This is a genomic window from Streptomyces rishiriensis, assembly GCF_030815485.1.
Classification (GTDB): domain Bacteria; phylum Actinomycetota; class Actinomycetes; order Streptomycetales; family Streptomycetaceae; genus Streptomyces; species Streptomyces rishiriensis_A.
The window spans coordinates 1,631,602-1,647,855 of record NZ_JAUSWV010000002.1 but is presented as its reverse complement, the minus strand read 5'-3'; the positions used below and the strand labels follow the sequence as shown (position 1 = coordinate 1,647,855).

The window sequence follows — 16,254 nt, the reverse complement described above, 5'->3', positions numbered from 1 at the left end:
GGAGATACCGGTGTCGGACGTCCGTGTGATCATCCAACGCGATTCCGAGCGGGAAGAGCGCACGGTGACGACGGGCACCACGGCCGCCGACCTCTTCGCCGGCGAGCGCTCGATCATCGCCGCGCGCGTGGCCGGCGAGCTCAGGGACCTGTCGTACGTGCTCAGCGACGGCGAGGAGGTCGAGGCCGTCGAGATCTCCTCCCCGGACGGTCTGAACATCCTGCGCCACTCCACCGCGCACGTCATGGCCCAGGCCGTGCAGGAGCTCTTCCCCGAGGCCAAGCTGGGCATCGGCCCGCCGGTCAAGGACGGCTTCTACTACGACTTCGACGTCGAGAAGCCGTTCACGCCCGAGGACCTCAAGGCCGTCGAGAAGAAGATGCAGGAGATCCAGAAGCGGGGGCAGAGGTTCGCCCGCCGGGTGGTCACGGACGAGGCCGCCCGCGAGGAGCTCGCCGACGAGCCGTACAAGCTCGAGCTCATCGGCATCAAGGGCTCGGCCTCCTCCGACGACGGCGCGGACGTCGAGGTCGGCGGCGGCGAGCTGACGATCTACGACAACCTGGACGCCAAGACCGGCGACCTGTGCTGGAAGGACCTCTGCCGCGGTCCCCACCTGCCCACCACCCGCAACATCCCGGCGTTCAAGCTGATGCGCAACGCGGCCGCCTACTGGCGCGGCAGCGAGAAGAACCCCATGCTCCAGCGCATCTACGGCACCGCCTGGCCCTCCAAGGAGGAGCTGAAGGCCCACCTCGACTTCCTCGCCGAGGCCGAGAAGCGCGACCACCGCAAGCTGGGCAGCGAACTGGACCTCTTCTCCATCCCGGAGCAGATCGGCTCCGGCCTCGCGGTCTTCCACCCCAAGGGCGGGATCATCCGCCGGGTCATGGAGGACTACTCGCGCCGCCGCCACGAGGAGGAGGGCTACGAGTTCGTCTACACCCCGCACGCGACGAAGGGGAAGCTCTTCGAGACCTCGGGCCACCTGGACTGGTACGCCGACGGCATGTACCCGCCCATGCAGCTCGACGAGGGCGTGGACTACTACCTAAAGCCCATGAACTGCCCGATGCACAACCTGATCTTCGACGCGCGCGGCCGCTCGTACCGTGAACTCCCGCTGCGCCTCTTCGAGTTCGGGACCGTGTACCGGTACGAGAAGTCGGGTGTGGTGCACGGCCTGACCCGCGCGCGCGGCTTCACCCAGGACGACGCGCACATCTACTGCACCCGCGAGCAGATGTCCGAGGAGCTCGACAAGACGCTCACCTTCGTCCTCGGCCTGCTGCGCGACTACGGCCTGACCGACTTCTACCTGGAGCTGTCCACCAAGGACCCGGAGAAGTTCGTCGGCTCCGACGAGGTCTGGGAGGAGGCGACCGAGACACTGCGCGAGGTCGCCGAGAAGCAGGGCCTCCCGCTCGTGCCCGACCCGGGTGGCGCCGCCTTCTACGGCCCCAAGATCTCCGTCCAGACGAAGGACGCCATCGGCCGTACCTGGCAGATGTCGACCATCCAGCTCGACTTCAACCTGCCGGAGCGCTTCGACCTCGAGTACACCGGCCCCGACGGCGCGAAGCAGCGCCCGGTGATGATCCACCGTGCCCTCTTCGGCTCGATCGAGCGGTTCTTCGCGGTGCTCCTGGAGCACTACGCGGGCGCCTTCCCGGCGTGGCTGGCCCCCGTCCAGGCGATCGGCATCCCGATCGGCGACGGACACGTGGAGTACCTGGAGAAGTTCGCCGCGGCCGCGAAGAAGCAGGGCCTGCGGGTGGAGGTGGACTCCTCCTCCGACCGGATGCAGAAGAAGATCCGCAACGCCCAGAAGCAGAAGGTGCCCTTCATGGTCATCGCGGGCGACGAGGACATGGCGGGCGGCTCGGTCTCCTTCCGCTACCGCGACGGCTCGCAGGAGAACGGCATCCCGTTCGACGAGGCCATCGCGAAGATCGCGAAGGTCGTCGAGGAGCGGACGCAGGTCTGACCCTGCCGTACGCGGGCCCTCGGGGGATCACCTCCCCGAGGGCCTCTCGCCGTCCTGAGCGTCGCCTTCCTGAGAGAACACCTGGATCAGCCAGGAAGAGAACGAGCCCGTCACCGCGCCCAGCAGCGCCATCCCGCACGCCATCATGCCGACCGCGATCAGACGGCCTCCCCTGGTGACCGGGGTGACATCTCCGTAGCCGACCGTGGTGAGGGTTTCGCAGGTCCACCACAGGGCGTCCCCGAACGTCTTCATGCTCGCGCCGGGCGCCCCGCGCTCCTGCTGGTAGACGGCGAGGGCGCCCGCGAAGCCGAGCAGGCCCGTGGACACCCCGGCGTAGGTGATCACGCGCGCGTGCAGGGACAGCCGGGGCCGCCCGTGCCGGCGCTGTACGGTCTCGTAGAGCTTGACGATCCGCAGCGGGCGCAGCAGGGGCAGCAGCACGACCACGCCGTCCAGCCAGTGGCTGCGCACGAAGCGCAGCCGCTGCCCGCTGAGCCGCCAGCGCACCGCGTAGTCCGCGGCGAAGAGCACCCACGCGGCCAGCATCACCAAGAGGCAGAAGTCCCGCCAGCCGCCCGCGAGCCCCTGGGCGAGGACATGGACGGCGTACCCGGCGAGGAAGGCCAGCGAGGCCACGGCGAGGGGCCCCTCGACGCGTTCTTCCCAGCGGGCCTGACGGCTGTCTGCGTCCATCGGCCCAGCTTGGACCGGGCCGCTGTTCGCCCAACCCCTGCGACACGCCGCGAACGGGCGAAGCAATATGCTGCCTTGCATGACGAGTGAGCCGGAGCAGCAGATCGGAGTGGGTACGCAGGACGCGTTCCAGCGTCTGTGGACCCCCCACCGGATGGCCTACATCCAGGGTGAGAACAAGCCGACCGGCCCGGGCGCCGACGACGGCTGTCCCTTCTGCTCGATCCCGGCCAAGTCCGACGAGGACGGTCTGGTCGTCCGACGCGGTGAGCACGTGTACGCGGTGCTGAACCTGTACCCCTACAACGGCGGCCACCTGATGACCGTCCCCTACCGGCATGTCGCCGACTACACCGACCTGACGGTGCCGGAGACCGCCGAGCTGGCCGAGCTGACGAAGCAGGCGATGACGGCGCTGCGCACCGCGTCCGGCGCGCACGGCTTCAACATCGGCATGAACCAGGGGTCCGTCGCGGGCGCCGGCATCGCCGCTCACCTGCACCAGCACATCGTGCCCCGCTGGGGCGGGGACACGAACTTCATGCCGGTGGTGGGCCACACGCGGGTACTGCCCCAACTCCTCGCGGACACGAGGAAAATGCTGGCGGAGTCCTGGCCGACGCCGGCCTAGCCCCGCGACGGGAGGCCGGCTCCGGAACCTTTCCGCCCTTCGCCCGGGCTGCCCGGCCCGCCCGGGCTCCGCAGCCGTCCGGCGTTCGAGGACGAGGCCGCCCGGGCCGAAAGCGGGGGCCGGGGGCGCGGCGCCGGTGGGACGGCGCCCAGGACACCCGCGCCATCCCGGCCGGCCGCCGGAGGCCTACGCGTCGTAGCTGTCCGCCTTGCGCGGCGACACGTCCTGGACCGCACCGCTGAGGGCGGACGAGCGCGAGCTGAACTTGTCGACGTCCACGTCGTGCTCCTTGAGCACCCTGATCGCGGCCGAGTGCACCACCCGCAGGACCGGCGTGGCCGCGCGCAGCGCGTCGTCGGCCATGAACCGGTGCCGCCACGGCTGGTCGGCCCAGGCGTGCCGCAGGCCGAAGGGCTCCGGCAGGCCGATGGAACCGCCGAGCCATTTCAGCAGCGGCGGGTACCAGCTGATCGTCGCCCGCGCGGCCAGCCGGACCACCTCGTCGGCGGTGACCAGCGGAAGCTTGACCGTCCGCGTCTCCCAGAACCGCACGCTCTTGGCGACCTCCTTGACGGGGGCCTCGGACTTCGTGGTGAACAGGCCGTTCACCGGGCCCAGGGCGTGCCCGGTCACCTCGATGCGCAGGGTCTCGTGCAGCACCGTCACCGTGATCAGCATGGTGATGATCAACTGGCCGTCCCAGAGCGGCCACTGGACGCCCAGGTAGTGCCGGTCGCCGCCGCCGAACTGCTGGTTGTTGCAGATGTCCTCTATGGCTCTGGGCTTGACCTGGTAGGCCTCGACGTCGGTGCCCTCCGGCCGGGCGACCGCCTTGGCGTTCTCACCCACCGGGGTGACGATCCAGTGCCGGACCGTGGGCGGCGGGAAGCCGCCGGTCTTCAGGCTCTGCCGGGGCAGCAGGTTCAGCTGGTCGTGGATGGCCCGGACGACCGTCCAGCTGCGGAACTCGTGGACGCCCTTCACGGGGTCGAGCGGTGTCAGCTCCTCGGCGAGGTGCCAGGCGCCCCAGCGCGTGCCCATGCCGAGTATGCCCTTGGGGCCGGCGTAGAAGACCGAGTTGGACTGCTGTTCCGCGCTGAGCCGGGCCAGGGACTGGCGCAGCTGCTCGGCCGCCGTCTGGTTCGGGCTGGTCGGCACGGCCTCGGGGACCTTGGCGCCGACGCTGCTGCCGGACAGCAGGCTGTCCCAGCGCCCGCGCAGGTCCGTCGCGGTGCCCTCGCAGATCCGCTTGGCCAGGAACCAGCCGACCACCGGCGCCACGACGCACCCGCGCGCGTACCAGCCGACGAGTCCGCCGAACGGCATCTTGACCAGGAAGAGCACGGCGAGGGCGCCCACGGCGACGAGCAGGCCGGTGCCGACGCCGGAGACCCGCTTGTTGTCCAGTCTCCCCATGGTCGCCCGCAGCTGGAAGACCAGCAGCCACACCAGCAGCCCGGGCAGGAAGAGCACACCGCACAGCAGCATCACGCCGGCCAGCTTCTGGTCGCGCTCGCGGCGGATGCGGTTGGCCGCGAGGCAGTGCTCGACGACGGCCTGCGGCTCACTGCCGAAGGACTGGATGAGCGGCTTGCGGCCGACGCTCAGCATGCGGTCGATCACCGCCTGGGAGAACGCCTCGCCGAGGTTGGGCCGGAAGATCCTGGCCCAGCTGCGACCGGGATTGACCGCGGTCTGGTGCCATTCGTTGTCGGCCTTCTTGATGTCCTCGACCGGATTGTCCCGGTAGGCCGCCGAGGCCAGGGCGAAGGTCGGTGTCTGTCCGCCGTCGCCCGTCTGCGGCACCTGTGGTCCGAAGAAGTCCGCGTAACCGCTGCCTACGGTCATTCCCGCCCCCGATCGCCGCCGCTCCCGCTTCTGCGGCTTTCCCGACTTCCGTACTTCGCACACCTGTTGATCAGGTCATCAGCGTATCCGCAGGCGGTGACATCCGTCGGCGGACGGCCGAAGCCGCCCGCCAATTCGGAGGGGAATGTTCCACTACGGTGCCCCACCGGCCACTTGAGGGCCGGCGGGCATCAACCGTCAGCCGTTCCGCGCCTGTTGGCGCACCTTCTCGGCGACCTGCGGCGGCATCGGTTCGTGCCGGGCGTACGCGCGCCGGAAGCGCGCCGTGCCGTGGGAGAGGGAGCGCAGGTCGACCGCGTACCGGCCGATCTCGATCTCGGGCACCTCGGCCCTGACGAGGGTGCGCCCGCCGCCGGTCTGCTCGGTGCCGAGCACCCGCCCGCGCCGCCCCGACAGATCGCTCATCACGGCGCCGACGTACGCGTCGCCGACCACGACGGTCACCTCGGCCACCGGCTCCAGCAGATGGATCCGCGCGTCGGCCGCCGCCTCCCGCAGCGCCAGCGCGCCCGCCGTCTGGAACGCGGCGTCCGAGGAGTCCACCGAGTGCGCCTTGCCGTCGAGCAGGGTGATCCGGATGTCGACCAGCGGATGCCCGGCCTCCACCCCCTTGGCCGCCTGCGCCCGTACGCCCTTCTCGACGGACGGGATGAACTGCCGGGGCACCGCGCCGCCGACGACCTTGTCCACGAACTCGATGCCCGTGCCGCCCGGCAGCGGCTCCACCTCGATCTCGCAGACGGCGTACTGGCCGTGTCCGCCCGACTGCTTGACGTGCCGTCCGCGTCCGCCGGACTTCGCCGCGAACGTCTCCCGCAGGGGAACCTTGTGCGGGACGACGTCGACCTGGACGCCGTAGCGGGAGCGCAGCCGCTCCAGCGCCACGTCCGAATGGGCCTCGCCCAGACACCACAGGACCACCTGGTGGGTGTCCTGGTTCTGCTCCAGGCGCATCGTCGGGTCCTCGGCGACCAGCCGGCCCAGCCCCTGCGAGAGCTTGTCCTCGTCGGCCTTGCTGTGCGCCTGGATGGCGAGCGGCAGCAGCGGGTCGGGCATCTTCCAGGGCTCCATGAGCAGCGGGTCGCCCTTGGCGGACAGGGTGTCGCCGGTCTCCGCGCGGCCGAGCTTCGCCACGCACGCGAGATCGCCCGCGATGCAGTGCGTCAGGTTCCGCTGAAGCTTGCCGAACGGCGCGGACAGGGCGCCGATCCGTTCGTCGACGTCGTGGTCCTCGTGGCCGCGGTCGGCGAGGCCGTGCCCCGAGACATGGACGGTCTCGTCGGGGTGCAGGGTGCCGGAGAAGACCCGCACCAGGGAGACGCGGCCCACGTAGGGGTCGGACGAGGTCTTCACGACCTCCGCGACCAGGGGCCCGTCCGGATCGCACGGGGGCAGCTCGCGCGGCTCGCCGTCGATCGTCGTCACGCGGGGCGCCGGGCGCTCCACGGGCGTCGGGAAGCCCCTGGTGACCAGTTCCAGCAGTTCCACCGTGCCGAGGCCCTGCCGGGCGCCCTCGGCGGCCGGGGCGGCCGCGAGCACGGGGAAGAACGTGCCGCGCGCGACGGCCCGCTCCAGATCCTCGATCAGTGTCTTGACGTCGATCTGCTCGCCGGCGAGATAGCGGTCCATGAGGGTCTCGTCCTCGCTCTCGGCGATGATCCCCTCGATCAGCCGGTTGCGGGCCGCCTCGATGTCCGGCAGCTGGTCCGCGCCCGGCTCCGACTCCTTGCGTTCGCCGGTGGAGTAGTCGAACAGCTTCCGCGACAGCAGCCCGGTCAGTCCGGTCACCGACGCGTGCCCGTCGGGCCCCTCGGGCCCGTGCAGCGGCAGGTACAGCGGAAGGACTGCGTCCGGGTCGTCGCCCCCGAAGACCTCCGCGCAGATCCGCGTCATCTCCTCGAAGTCCGCGCGGGCGGCCTCCAGGTGGGTCACGACGATCGCCCGCGGCATGCCGACGGCCGCGCACTCCTCCCACACCATCCGGGTCGAGCCGTCCACGCCGTCCGACGCGGAGACGACGAAGAGGGCCGCGTCCGCGGCGCGCAGACCGGCCCTGAGTTCACCGACGAAGTCGGCGTATCCGGGGGTGTCGAGGACGTTGACCTTGATGCCGTCCCATTCCACGGGCACCAGGGAGAGCTGCACCGAGCGCTGCTGCCGGTGCTCGATCTCGTCGTAGTCGGAGACGGTGCCGCCGTCCTCCACGCGGCCCGCCCGGTTCACCGCTCCCGCCGTCAGCGCGAGAGCCTCCACCAAAGTCGTCTTGCCCGATCCGCAGTGGCCGACCAGCACCACATTCCGTACGGACGCGGGGTGGTCGGCCGCTGTAGCCCTGCCGGCGGCTCCGGGATGTGCATGCGCCTTGTCGCCCATTTTCCTTGCCTCCCGAACACGGTGAGGTCACTGGGGGCGCGGGCACGGCGGCCCCGCGTGCGATGGCGGCTCCGGCGACGCCCGCGGTCCTTCGAGCTTTCCACTCCCGTCACGGCTCGTCCATACGGCGGACGCGACCCGGGATGCCGTCACGCCGTGACACGGGGTCCGGGTGCCCGACCGTCGCACACACGCGCGCGTGGCTACGATGGGCCAGCCGGCGGCCAGCAGGGGTCGCGCGGCGACACCGACCATCGGGAAGGCCATGCTGAACAAGTACGCGCGTGCATTCTTCACGCGTGTCCTCACACCGTTCGCCGCGTTTCTCATCCGCCGGGGTGTGAGCCCCGACACGGTCACGCTCCTCGGCACCGCCGGCGTGATCGCGGGCGCGCTGGTCTTCTACCCCAGGGGCGAGTTCTTCTGGGGCACGATCGTGATCACGCTCTTCGTCTTCTCCGACCTGGTCGACGGCAACATGGCCCGCCAGCTCGGCCGGACCAGCCGCTGGGGCGCCTTCCTCGACTCCACGCTCGACCGGGTGGCCGACGGCGCGATCTTCGGCGGCTTCGCGCTCTGGTACGCGGGCAACGGCGACGACAACGTCCTGTGTGCCGTCTCGATCTTCTGCCTGGCCAGCGGCCAGGTGGTGTCGTACACGAAGGCCCGGGGCGAGTCGATCGGCCTGCCGGTCGCCGTCAACGGGCTCGTGGAGCGCGCCGAGCGCCTGGTGATCTCGCTGGTCGCGGCCGGCCTGGCGGGTCTGCACGCGTTCGGCGTGCCCGGCATCCAGGTGCTGCTGCCGATCGCGCTGTGGATCGTCGCCGTCGGCAGCCTCGTCACCCTGATCCAGCGGGTCGTCACGGTCCGGCGCGAGTCGGCCGAGGCGGAGGCCGCAGCGGACCAGGAGGCCCGAGCGGCGCAGGAGGACCCGAAGTCCCAGGGACACGAGGCGCAGGGGAGCGAGGCCGCGAAGTGAGCGCCCAGGAGCGCCTGACCGACGCGCTGTACGGCCTCGGCTGGAGCACCGTCAAGAAGCTGCCCGAGCCCGTCGCCGTACGCCTCGGGCGTACCGTCGCCGACCTCGCGTGGAAGCGGCGCGGCAAGGGCGTGCGACGGCTGGAGAGCAACTACGCGCGCGTGGTGCCCGGCGCGAGCCCCGAGCGCCTGGCCGAACTCTCGCGCGCGGGGATGCGCTCCTATCTGCGGTACTGGATGGAGTCCTTCCGGCTGCCGGCCTGGAGCGCCGAGCGCGTCGGCAACGGCTTCGAGCCCAAGGACGTGCACTACCTGACCGACGGGATCGCCTCCGGCCGGGGCGTCATCCTGGCCCTGCCGCACATGGGCAACTGGGACCTGGCCGGCGCCTGGGTCACCACCAAGCTCGGGACGCCCTTCACCACGGTCGCCGAGCGTCTCAAACCGGAGACGCTGTACGACCGGTTCGTCGCCTACCGGGAGGGCCTCGGCATGGAGGTGCTGCCGCACAGCGGCGGTACCGCCTTCGGCACCCTGGCCCGGCGGCTGCGCGACGGCGGGCTGGTCTGTCTGGTCGCCGAGCGCGACCTGTCCGCCTCCGGGGTCGAGGTGGACTTCTTCGGCGACACCGCCACCATGCCCGCCGGACCGGCCCTGCTCGCCCAGCAGACCGGCGCGCTGCTGCTCCCCGTCACCCTCTGGTACGACGACTCGCCCGTCATGCGGGGCCGGGTGCATCCCCCGGTCGAGGTACCCCGGTCCGGTACGCGGGCCGAGAAGACGTCAGTCATGACACAGTCGCTGGCAGACGCCTTCGCCACCGGCATCGCCGACCACCCGGAGGACTGGCACATGCTTCAGCGGTTGTGGCTCGCGGACCTGGAACCCCGCCCGTCGGACGGGGACCCCGCGTGAGAATCGGCATCGTCTGCCCGTACTCCTGGGACGTTCCCGGTGGCGTCCAGTTCCACATCCGCGACCTCGCCGAGTACTTCCTCCGGCTCGGTCACGAGGTGTCCGTCCTGGCCCCGGCCGACGACGACACCCCGCTGCCGCCGTACGTCGTCTCGGCCGGCCGCGCGGTCCCGGTGCCGTACAACGGCTCGGTGGCGCGCCTCAACTTCGGTTTCCTGTCCGCCGCGCGCGTGCGGCGCTGGCTGCACGACGGGGCGTTCGACGTCGTGCACATCCACGAGCCGACCTCGCCCTCGCTCGGTCTGCTGACCTGCTGGGCGGCGTCGGGCCCGATCGTGGCCACCTTCCACACGTCCAACCCGCGCTCGCGCGCCATGATCGCCGCGTACTCCATCCTCCAGGCCGCCCTGGAGAAGATCAGCGCGCGGATCGCGGTGAGCGAGTACGCCCGGCGCACGCTGGTGGAGCACCTCGGCGGGGACGCGGTGGTCATCCCCAACGGCGTCGACGTCGACTTCTTCGCCGAGGCCGAGCCCAACCCCGAGTGGCAGGGCGGCACGATCGGCTTCGTCGGGCGCATCGACGAGCCGCGCAAGGGCCTGCCCGTACTGATGCGGGCCCTGCCGAGGATCTTCGCCGAGCGCCCGGACGCCCGGCTGCTGGTCGCCGGCCGGGGCGACGAGAAGGAGGCGGTGGAGAGCCTGCCGAAGGAGCTGCACGCGCGCGTGGAGTTCCTCGGCATGATCAGCGACGAGGACAAGGCGCGGTTCCTGCGCAGCGTCGACCTGTACGTCGCGCCCAACACCGGCGGTGAGAGCTTCGGCATCGTCCTCGTCGAGGCCATGTCGGCCGGGGCCCCGGTACTCGCCTCCGACCTGGACGCCTTCGCCCAGGTCCTCGACCAGGGAGCGGCCGGCGAGCTGTTCGCCAACGAGGACGCGGACGCGCTGGCCGAGGCGGCGGTACGGCTCCTGGGCGACCCGGAGCGCAGAGCCGGGCTGCGCGAGCGGGGCAGCGCGCACGTACGCCGCTTCGACTGGTCGACCGTCGGCGCGGACATCCTGTCGGTGTACGAGACGGTGACGGCCGGCGCGGCGGCGGTGGCGGCCGAGGACGACCGGGGATCGACGGGCCTGCGGGCCCGGCTCGGTCTGGCGCGGGACTGACCACAGCGCCGCCCTGAGGGTCACGGGTAGCCTTGCCGCCCGTGACCGCAACCCTGATCTGGACCCTCGTCGTCCTCGTCGCCGTCGGCCTGTACCTGAGCTGGACGGCGGGGCGCCTGGACCGGCTGCACGCCCGCATCGACGCCGCCCGCGCCGCCCTGGACGCGCAGTTGCTGCGCCGGGCGTCCGTCGCCCAGGAACTGGCCACCTCCAAGGTGCTCGACCCCGCCGCCTCGATCGTCCTGTACGAGGCCGCGCACGCGGCGCGGCAGGCCGAGGAGGAGCAGCGGGAGGTCGCCGAGAGCGAACTCAGCCAGGCCCTGCGGGCCGTCTTCGCGGACGCGCGGCAACTGGACGTCGTACGGGAGGCGCCCGGGGGAGACGCGGCGGCGCGTGAGCTCACCGAGGCCGTCCGCCGGGTCCCCATGGCCCGCCGCTTCCACAACGACGCCGTGGGCGCGGTCCGCAGACTGCGCCAGCACCGCAAGGTCCGCTGGTTCCGGCTGGCCGGCCACGCCCCGTTCCCGATGGCCTTCGAGATGGACGACGAGCCGCCCCCCGCCCTCGCGGACCGCGCGGCCTGAACCGCTGACCGCGCGCGGGGGGCGTACCTGCTGCCGGGTCCTCGTCGGGGAGCTGAGGGCCGGGGCTCCGGAAGGCACGTCGACGCGGTTCGCGGAAACGTCGGTGAGGCCGCTGCGGTCCGCATGATCGACCGAAAAGGATCCACGGGCTTTCCATTGGCCCTTGCTGTGGACTGGTCCACTCGCGTTTCCTCGTTGCTGCCGAAGCCCCTTTTCCTACGAGTGAGGTCCCCGTGTCCAGCACGCTCTCCGAAAACCAGACCCCCGAGACCGGCACCGCGCGCGTGAAGCGCGGCATGGCCGAACAGCTCAAGGGCGGCGTGATCATGGACGTGGTCAACGCCGAGCAGGCGAAGATCGCCGAGGACGCGGGCGCCGTGGCCGTCATGGCCCTGGAGCGGGTCCCGGCCGACATCCGCAAGGACGGCGGCGTGGCCCGCATGTCGGACCCCACCATGATCGAGGAGATCATCGAGGCCGTCTCGATCCCGGTCATGGCGAAGTCCCGGATCGGCCACTTCGTCGAGGCCCAGGTCCTCCAGTCGCTCGGTGTCGACTACATCGACGAGTCCGAGGTCCTCACTCCGGCCGACGAGGTCAACCACTCCGACAAGTGGGCGTTCACCACCCCCTTCGTCTGTGGCGCCACCAACCTGGGCGAGGCCCTGCGCCGCATCGCCGAGGGCGCCGCCATGATCCGCTCCAAGGGCGAGGCCGGCACCGGCAACGTCGTCGAGGCCGTACGTCACCTGCGCCAGATCAAGAACGAGATCGCCCGGCTGCGCGGCTTCGACAACAACGAGCTGTACGCCGCCGCCAAGGACCTGCGCGCCCCGTACGAGCTGGTCAAGGAGGTCGCCGAACTCGGCAAGCTCCCCGTCGTGCTGTTCTCCGCCGGCGGTGTGGCCACCCCGGCCGACGCCGCGCTGATGCGTCAGCTCGGCGCCGAGGGCGTCTTCGTCGGCTCCGGCATCTTCAAGTCCGGCGACCCGGCCAAGCGCGCCGCCGCCATCGTGAAGGCCACCACCTTCTACGACGACCCGAAGATCATCGCGGACGCCTCCCGCAACCTGGGCGAGGCCATGGTCGGCATCAACTGCGACACCCTGCCCGAGGCCGAGCGCTACGCCAACCGCGGCTGGTAATCACCTCATGAACCGCGAAGCCCCTGTCATCGGCGTCCTGGCACTCCAGGGCGACGTACGGGAGCACCTCATCGCCCTGGCCGCGGCCGACGCCGTGGCCAGGCCGGTGCGGCGCCCCGAGGAACTCGCCGAGGTGGACGGCCTCGTCATCCCCGGCGGTGAGTCCACCACCATCTCCAAGCTCGCCGTCCTGTTCGGCGTGATGGAGCCCCTTCGCGCGCGCGTGCGGGCCGGAATGCCCGTCTACGGGACCTGCGCGGGCATGATCATGCTCGCCGACAAGATCCTCGACCCGCGCTCGGGCCAGGAGACCGTCGGCGGCATCGACATGATCGTGCGCCGCAACGCGTTCGGGCGGCAGAACGAGTCCTTCGAGGCCGCCCTCGACGTGGACGGCGTCGCGGGCGAGCCGGTGGAGGCCGTCTTCATCCGCGCCCCGTGGGTCGAGTCCGTCGGTGCCGGGACCGAGGTGCTCGCCGAGCATGAAGGCCACATCGTGGCCGTCCGCCAGGGCAACGCGCTCGCCACGTCGTTCCACCCGGAACTGACCGGCGACCACCGGGTGCACGGCCTGTTCGTGGACATGGTGCGGGCGAACCGGACAGCGGCGTCCTTGTAGGATCTGGGGGTCCCCTCAGGCTCCGCGAGCCCGGGGAGCTCGTCCAGGTTGGGTTACGCGAAGGAGACAGGCAGATGTCCGGCCACTCTAAATGGGCTACGACGAAGCACAAGAAGGCCGTGATCGACGCCAAGCGCGGCAAGCTCTTCGCGAAGATGATCAAGAACATCGAGGTCGCGGCCCGCACCGGTGGCGCCGACCCGGCCGGCAACCCGACGCTGTTCGACGCCATCCAGAAGGCCAAGAAGAGCTCGGTCCCCAACAAGAACATCGACTCCGCGGTCAAGCGCGGCGCCGGCCTCGAGGCCGGCGGCGCCGACTACGAGACGATCATGTACGAGGGCTACGGTCCGAACGGCGTCGCGGTGCTCATCGAGTGCCTCACCGACAACCGCAACCGCGCCGCCTCCGACGTCCGCGTCGCCATGACCCGCAACGGCGGCTCGATGGCCGACCCGGGCTCGGTGTCGTACCTCTTCAACCGCAAGGGCGTCGTCATCGTCCCCAAGGGTGAGCTGGCCGAGGACGACGTGCTCGGCGCGGTCCTCGACGCGGGCGCCGAGGAGGTCAACGACCTCGGTGAGTCCTTCGAGGTCCTCTCCGAGGCCACCGACCTGGTCGCGGTGCGCACCGCGCTCCAGGAGGCCGGCATCGACTACGACTCCGCCGACGCCAACTTCGTCCCGACCATGCAGGTCGAGCTCGACGAGGACGGCGCCCGGAAGATCTTCAAGCTGATCGACGCGCTCGAGGACAGCGACGACGTGCAGAACGTCTTCGCCAACTTCGACGTCAGCGACGAGGTCATGGAGAAGGTCGACGCGTAGCGCCGCCGCGCGCTGAGCGGATCCGTCGGGCCGGTGGGACACGTCCTACCGGCCCGACGTCGTTGTCGGTGGCAGCGGATAGCCTGGCGAACGTCAGAGATCACCGTCCACGGACCGCAGCGGCGGTCCGGCCGCGAAGAGGGGAAGGCGCGTGCGGGTATTGGGGGTGGACCCCGGACTGACGCGATGCGGTGTCGGTGTCGTCGAGGGAGTCGCGGGCCGACCGCTCACCATGCTCGGCGTGGGCGTCGTACGGACGCCCGCCGACGCCGAGTTGGGACAGCGCCTCGTCGGCATCGAGCAGGGCATCGAACGGTGGCTCGACGAGTACCGCCCCGAATCCGTCGCCGTGGAGCGGGTGTTCAGCCAGCACAACGTCCGCACGGTCATGGGCACCGCCCAGGCCAGCGCCGTCGCCATGCTGTGCGCCGCCCGCCGCGGCATTCCCGTCGCCCTGCACACCCCGAGCGAGGTCAAGGCCGCCGTCACCGGCAGCGGACGCGCGGACAAGGCCCAGATCGGCGCGATGGTCACGCGCCTGCTGCGGCTCGACGCGCCGCCCAGGCCCGCCGACGCCGCCGACGCCCTCGCGCTCGCCATCTGCCACATCTGGCGCGGCCCCGCGCAGAACCGGCTCCAGCAGGCCGTCGCCCTGCACACGGCCACAGCACAGACGACACCGAAAGGCCGTACGGCATGATCGCCTTCGTCAGCGGCACCGTCGCCGCCCTCGCTCCCGACACCGCCGTGATCGAGGTGGGCGGCGTGGGCATGGCCGTCCAGTGCTCGCCGAACACGCTGTCCACCCTCCGGCTCGGCCGGCCTGCCAAGCTCGCCACCTCCCTCGTCGTGCGCGAGGACTCGCTGACCCTGTACGGCTTCGTGGACGACGACGAGCGCCAGGTCTTCCAGCTGCTCCAGACGGCGAGCGGGGTGGGCCCCCGGCTCGCCCAGGCCATGCTGGCCGTCCATGCGCCGGACGCCCTGCGTCGCGCGGTGGCCACGGGCGACGAGAAGGCCCTCGTCGCGGTGCCGGGCATCGGCAAGAAGGGCGCCCAGAAGCTGTTGCTGGAACTGAAGGACCGCCTGGGCGAGCCGCTCGGCGCCCCCGTGGTCGGCGCACCGGTCACCAGCGGCTGGCGCGACCAGCTGCACGCCGCCCTGCTCGGCCTCGGCTACGCGACCCGCGAGGCCGACGAGGCGGTTGCCGCCGTGACCCCGCAGGCCGAGGCCGCGGACGGCGCGCCCCAGGTGGGCCACCTCCTGAGGGCCGCCCTTCAGACCCTGAACCGCGCCCGCTAGGAGACGTCAGTGAACTGGGACGACACGACCGAAGAAGCCGCCCCGGAGCGGTTGGTCGGCTCGGTCGCCGACCGCGAGGACCAGGCCGTCGAGGCCGCCCTGCGCCCCAAGGACCTGGGCGAGTTCATCGGCCAGGAGAAGGTCCGCGAACAGCTCGACCTCGTGCTGCGCGCCGCACGCGCGCGTGGCGCCACCGCCGACCACGTGCTGCTCTCCGGCGCCCCCGGCCTCGGCAAGACCACCCTCTCGATGATCATCGCCGCCGAGATGGGCGCCCCGATCCGCATCACCAGCGGCCCCGCCATCCAGCACGCGGGCGACCTGGCGGCGATCCTCTCCTCCCTCCAGGAGGGCGAGGTCCTCTTCCTCGACGAGATCCACCGGATGTCGCGGCCCGCCGAGGAGATGCTGTACATGGCGATGGAGGACTTCCGCGTCGACGTCATCGTCGGCAAGGGCCCCGGCGCCACCGCCATCCCGCTCGAGCTGCCCCCGTTCACGCTCGTCGGCGCCACCACGCGCGCGGGCCTGCTGCCGCCACCGCTGCGCGACCGCTTCGGTTTCACGGCGCACATGGAGTTCTACGAGCCCGCGGAACTCCAGCGGGTCATCCACCGTTCCGCCGACCTCCTCGACGTGGAGATCGACACCGCCGGCGCCGCCGAGATCGCCGGCCGCTCCCGCGGCACCCCCCGCATCGCCAACCGCCTGCTGCGCCGCGTACGCGACTACGCGCAGGTCAAGGCGGACGGGAGGATCACCCGCGCGATCGCGGAGGCCGCGCTGAAGGTCTACGAGGTGGACGGGCGCGGCCTGGACCGCCTCGACCGCGGGGTCCTGGAGGCCCTGCTCAAGCTGTTCGGCGGCGGCCCGGTCGGTCTGTCCACGCTCGCGGTGGCGGTGGGGGAGGAGCGCGAGACCGTGGAAGAGGTCGCCGAGCCCTTCCTGGTACGGGAGGGACTGCTCGCCCGTACCCCGCGGGGGCGGGTGGCGACCCCGGCCGCGTGGGCGCACCTCGGCCTCACCCCCGCCCGGGGAAGTGGACAACAGGACCTGTTCGGGGCGTGACGCGGAGGGCTGCGGCGCAGGTGCTGGCCGGGTCAGGAACCCAGGTGCCATGCTGAGCGTTGTTCCATGCGCGCGGACTCGCTTAGACTCCGCC

15 protein-coding genes are annotated in these 16,254 nt (G+C 71.3%); 12 read left to right on the top strand and 3 right to left on the bottom strand.

The genetic code is table 11. The features are described 5' to 3' along the window. The first annotated feature begins 10 nt into the window (after positions 1-10). On the top strand, positions 11-1,987 hold the full coding sequence (gene thrS / locus QF030_RS09720) for a threonine--tRNA ligase (protein WP_307162254.1): 1,977 nt from the start codon (positions 11-13) through the stop codon (positions 1,985-1,987). A 27-nt stretch (positions 1,988-2,014) separates the two neighbouring features. Here the strand turns inward: thrS and QF030_RS09715 are convergent, their stop codons facing one another. Next, a complete protein-coding gene (locus QF030_RS09715; RefSeq protein ID WP_307162253.1) occupies positions 2,015-2,683 on the bottom strand; it encodes a potassium channel family protein in 669 nt (222 codons plus the stop codon). A 67-nt stretch (positions 2,684-2,750) separates the two neighbouring features. Here QF030_RS09715 and QF030_RS09710 point away from each other — a divergent pair, with 67 nt between their 5' ends. Beyond that, positions 2,751-3,314: an HIT family protein gene (locus tag QF030_RS09710; RefSeq protein ID WP_307162252.1), complete on the top strand. Its 564-nt coding sequence runs from the start codon at positions 2,751-2,753 to the stop codon at positions 3,312-3,314. A 186-nt stretch (positions 3,315-3,500) separates the two neighbouring features. On the opposite strand, the gene QF030_RS09705 is transcribed toward QF030_RS09710, so the two are convergent. After that, positions 3,501-5,162, bottom strand: a complete 1,662-nt coding sequence (locus tag QF030_RS09705) for a hypothetical protein (RefSeq protein ID WP_307162251.1) — start codon at positions 5,160-5,162, stop codon at positions 3,501-3,503. A 198-nt stretch (positions 5,163-5,360) separates the two neighbouring features. After that, a complete protein-coding gene (locus QF030_RS09700; RefSeq protein WP_307162250.1) occupies positions 5,361-7,556 on the bottom strand; it encodes an elongation factor G-like protein EF-G2 in 2,196 nt (731 codons plus the stop codon). 208 nt (positions 7,557-7,764) lie between these two features. Between QF030_RS09700 and pgsA the strand changes: the two genes are divergently transcribed. The 10 genes from pgsA (at position 7,765) to ruvB (ending at position 16,160) form a co-directional block, all read left to right on the top strand. Next, on the top strand, positions 7,765-8,535 hold the full coding sequence (gene pgsA / locus QF030_RS09695) for a phosphatidylinositol phosphate synthase (RefSeq protein ID WP_307167521.1): 771 nt from the start codon (positions 7,765-7,767) through the stop codon (positions 8,533-8,535). Further along, positions 8,532-9,449 (top strand): phosphatidylinositol mannoside acyltransferase, encoded by a 918-nt coding sequence (locus QF030_RS09690; protein ID WP_307162249.1) that lies wholly within the window; start codon positions 8,532-8,534, stop codon positions 9,447-9,449. Before pgsA ends, QF030_RS09690 begins: the two co-directional genes overlap by 4 nt. Beyond that, positions 9,446-10,615, top strand: a complete 1,170-nt coding sequence (locus QF030_RS09685; RefSeq protein WP_307162248.1) for a glycosyltransferase family 4 protein — start codon at positions 9,446-9,448, stop codon at positions 10,613-10,615. Before QF030_RS09690 ends, QF030_RS09685 begins: the two co-directional genes overlap by 4 nt. A 32-nt stretch (positions 10,616-10,647) precedes the next feature. Then, the gene (locus tag QF030_RS09680) at positions 10,648-11,199 is read left to right on the top strand and encodes a hypothetical protein (protein WP_307162247.1); all 552 of its coding nucleotides are present in this window, start codon (positions 10,648-10,650) and stop codon (positions 11,197-11,199) included. A gap of 233 nt (positions 11,200-11,432) precedes the next feature. Then, positions 11,433-12,344: a pyridoxal 5'-phosphate synthase lyase subunit PdxS gene (pdxS, locus tag QF030_RS09675; RefSeq protein WP_307162246.1), complete on the top strand. Its 912-nt coding sequence runs from the start codon at positions 11,433-11,435 to the stop codon at positions 12,342-12,344. A gap of 7 nt (positions 12,345-12,351) precedes the next feature. Beyond that, positions 12,352-12,963 carry a pyridoxal 5'-phosphate synthase glutaminase subunit PdxT gene (gene pdxT / locus QF030_RS09670; RefSeq protein WP_307162245.1) on the top strand — a complete coding sequence of 204 codons (612 nt, stop codon included), beginning with the start codon at positions 12,352-12,354 and terminating at the stop codon, positions 12,961-12,963. Between the two features lie 74 nt (positions 12,964-13,037). After that, positions 13,038-13,790, top strand: coding sequence for a YebC/PmpR family DNA-binding transcriptional regulator (locus QF030_RS09665; protein WP_307162244.1), 753 nt, complete (start codon positions 13,038-13,040; stop codon positions 13,788-13,790). Positions 13,791-13,941: 151 nt separating this feature from the next. Beyond that, positions 13,942-14,490, top strand: coding sequence for a crossover junction endodeoxyribonuclease RuvC (gene ruvC / locus QF030_RS09660; RefSeq protein WP_307162243.1), 549 nt, complete (start codon positions 13,942-13,944; stop codon positions 14,488-14,490). Beyond that, positions 14,487-15,092, top strand: coding sequence for a Holliday junction branch migration protein RuvA (gene ruvA / locus QF030_RS09655; protein WP_307162242.1), 606 nt, complete (start codon positions 14,487-14,489; stop codon positions 15,090-15,092). Before ruvC ends, ruvA begins: the two co-directional genes overlap by 4 nt. Before the next feature lie 9 nt (positions 15,093-15,101). Further along, entirely contained in the window at positions 15,102-16,160 is a 1,059-nt protein-coding gene (gene ruvB, locus QF030_RS09650; RefSeq protein WP_307162241.1) for a Holliday junction branch migration DNA helicase RuvB, read from the top strand. The last annotated feature ends 94 nt before the right edge of the window (positions 16,161-16,254 follow it).

Excerpts from the sequence above, each read along its gene's own strand:
- pgsA (WP_307167521.1), top strand. The coding sequence starts at position 7,765 with ATGGGCCAGCCGGCGGCCAGCAGGGGTCGCGCGGCGACACCGACCATC.
- ruvA (WP_307162242.1), top strand. The coding sequence starts at position 14,487 with ATGATCGCCTTCGTCAGCGGCACCGTCGCCGCCCTCGCTCCCGACACC.
- QF030_RS09700 (WP_307162250.1), bottom strand. The coding sequence starts at position 7,556 with ATGGGCGACAAGGCGCATGCACATCCCGGAGCCGCCGGCAGGGCTACA.
- QF030_RS09710 (WP_307162252.1), top strand. The coding sequence starts at position 2,751 with ATGCTGCCTTGCATGACGAGTGAGCCGGAGCAGCAGATCGGAGTGGGT.
- QF030_RS09665 (WP_307162244.1), top strand. The coding sequence starts at position 13,038 with ATGTCCGGCCACTCTAAATGGGCTACGACGAAGCACAAGAAGGCCGTG.
- QF030_RS09705 (WP_307162251.1), bottom strand. The coding sequence starts at position 5,162 with ATGACCGTAGGCAGCGGTTACGCGGACTTCTTCGGACCACAGGTGCCG.
- QF030_RS09715 (WP_307162253.1), bottom strand. The coding sequence starts at position 2,683 with ATGGACGCAGACAGCCGTCAGGCCCGCTGGGAAGAACGCGTCGAGGGG.
- pdxT (WP_307162245.1), top strand. The coding sequence starts at position 12,352 with ATGAACCGCGAAGCCCCTGTCATCGGCGTCCTGGCACTCCAGGGCGAC.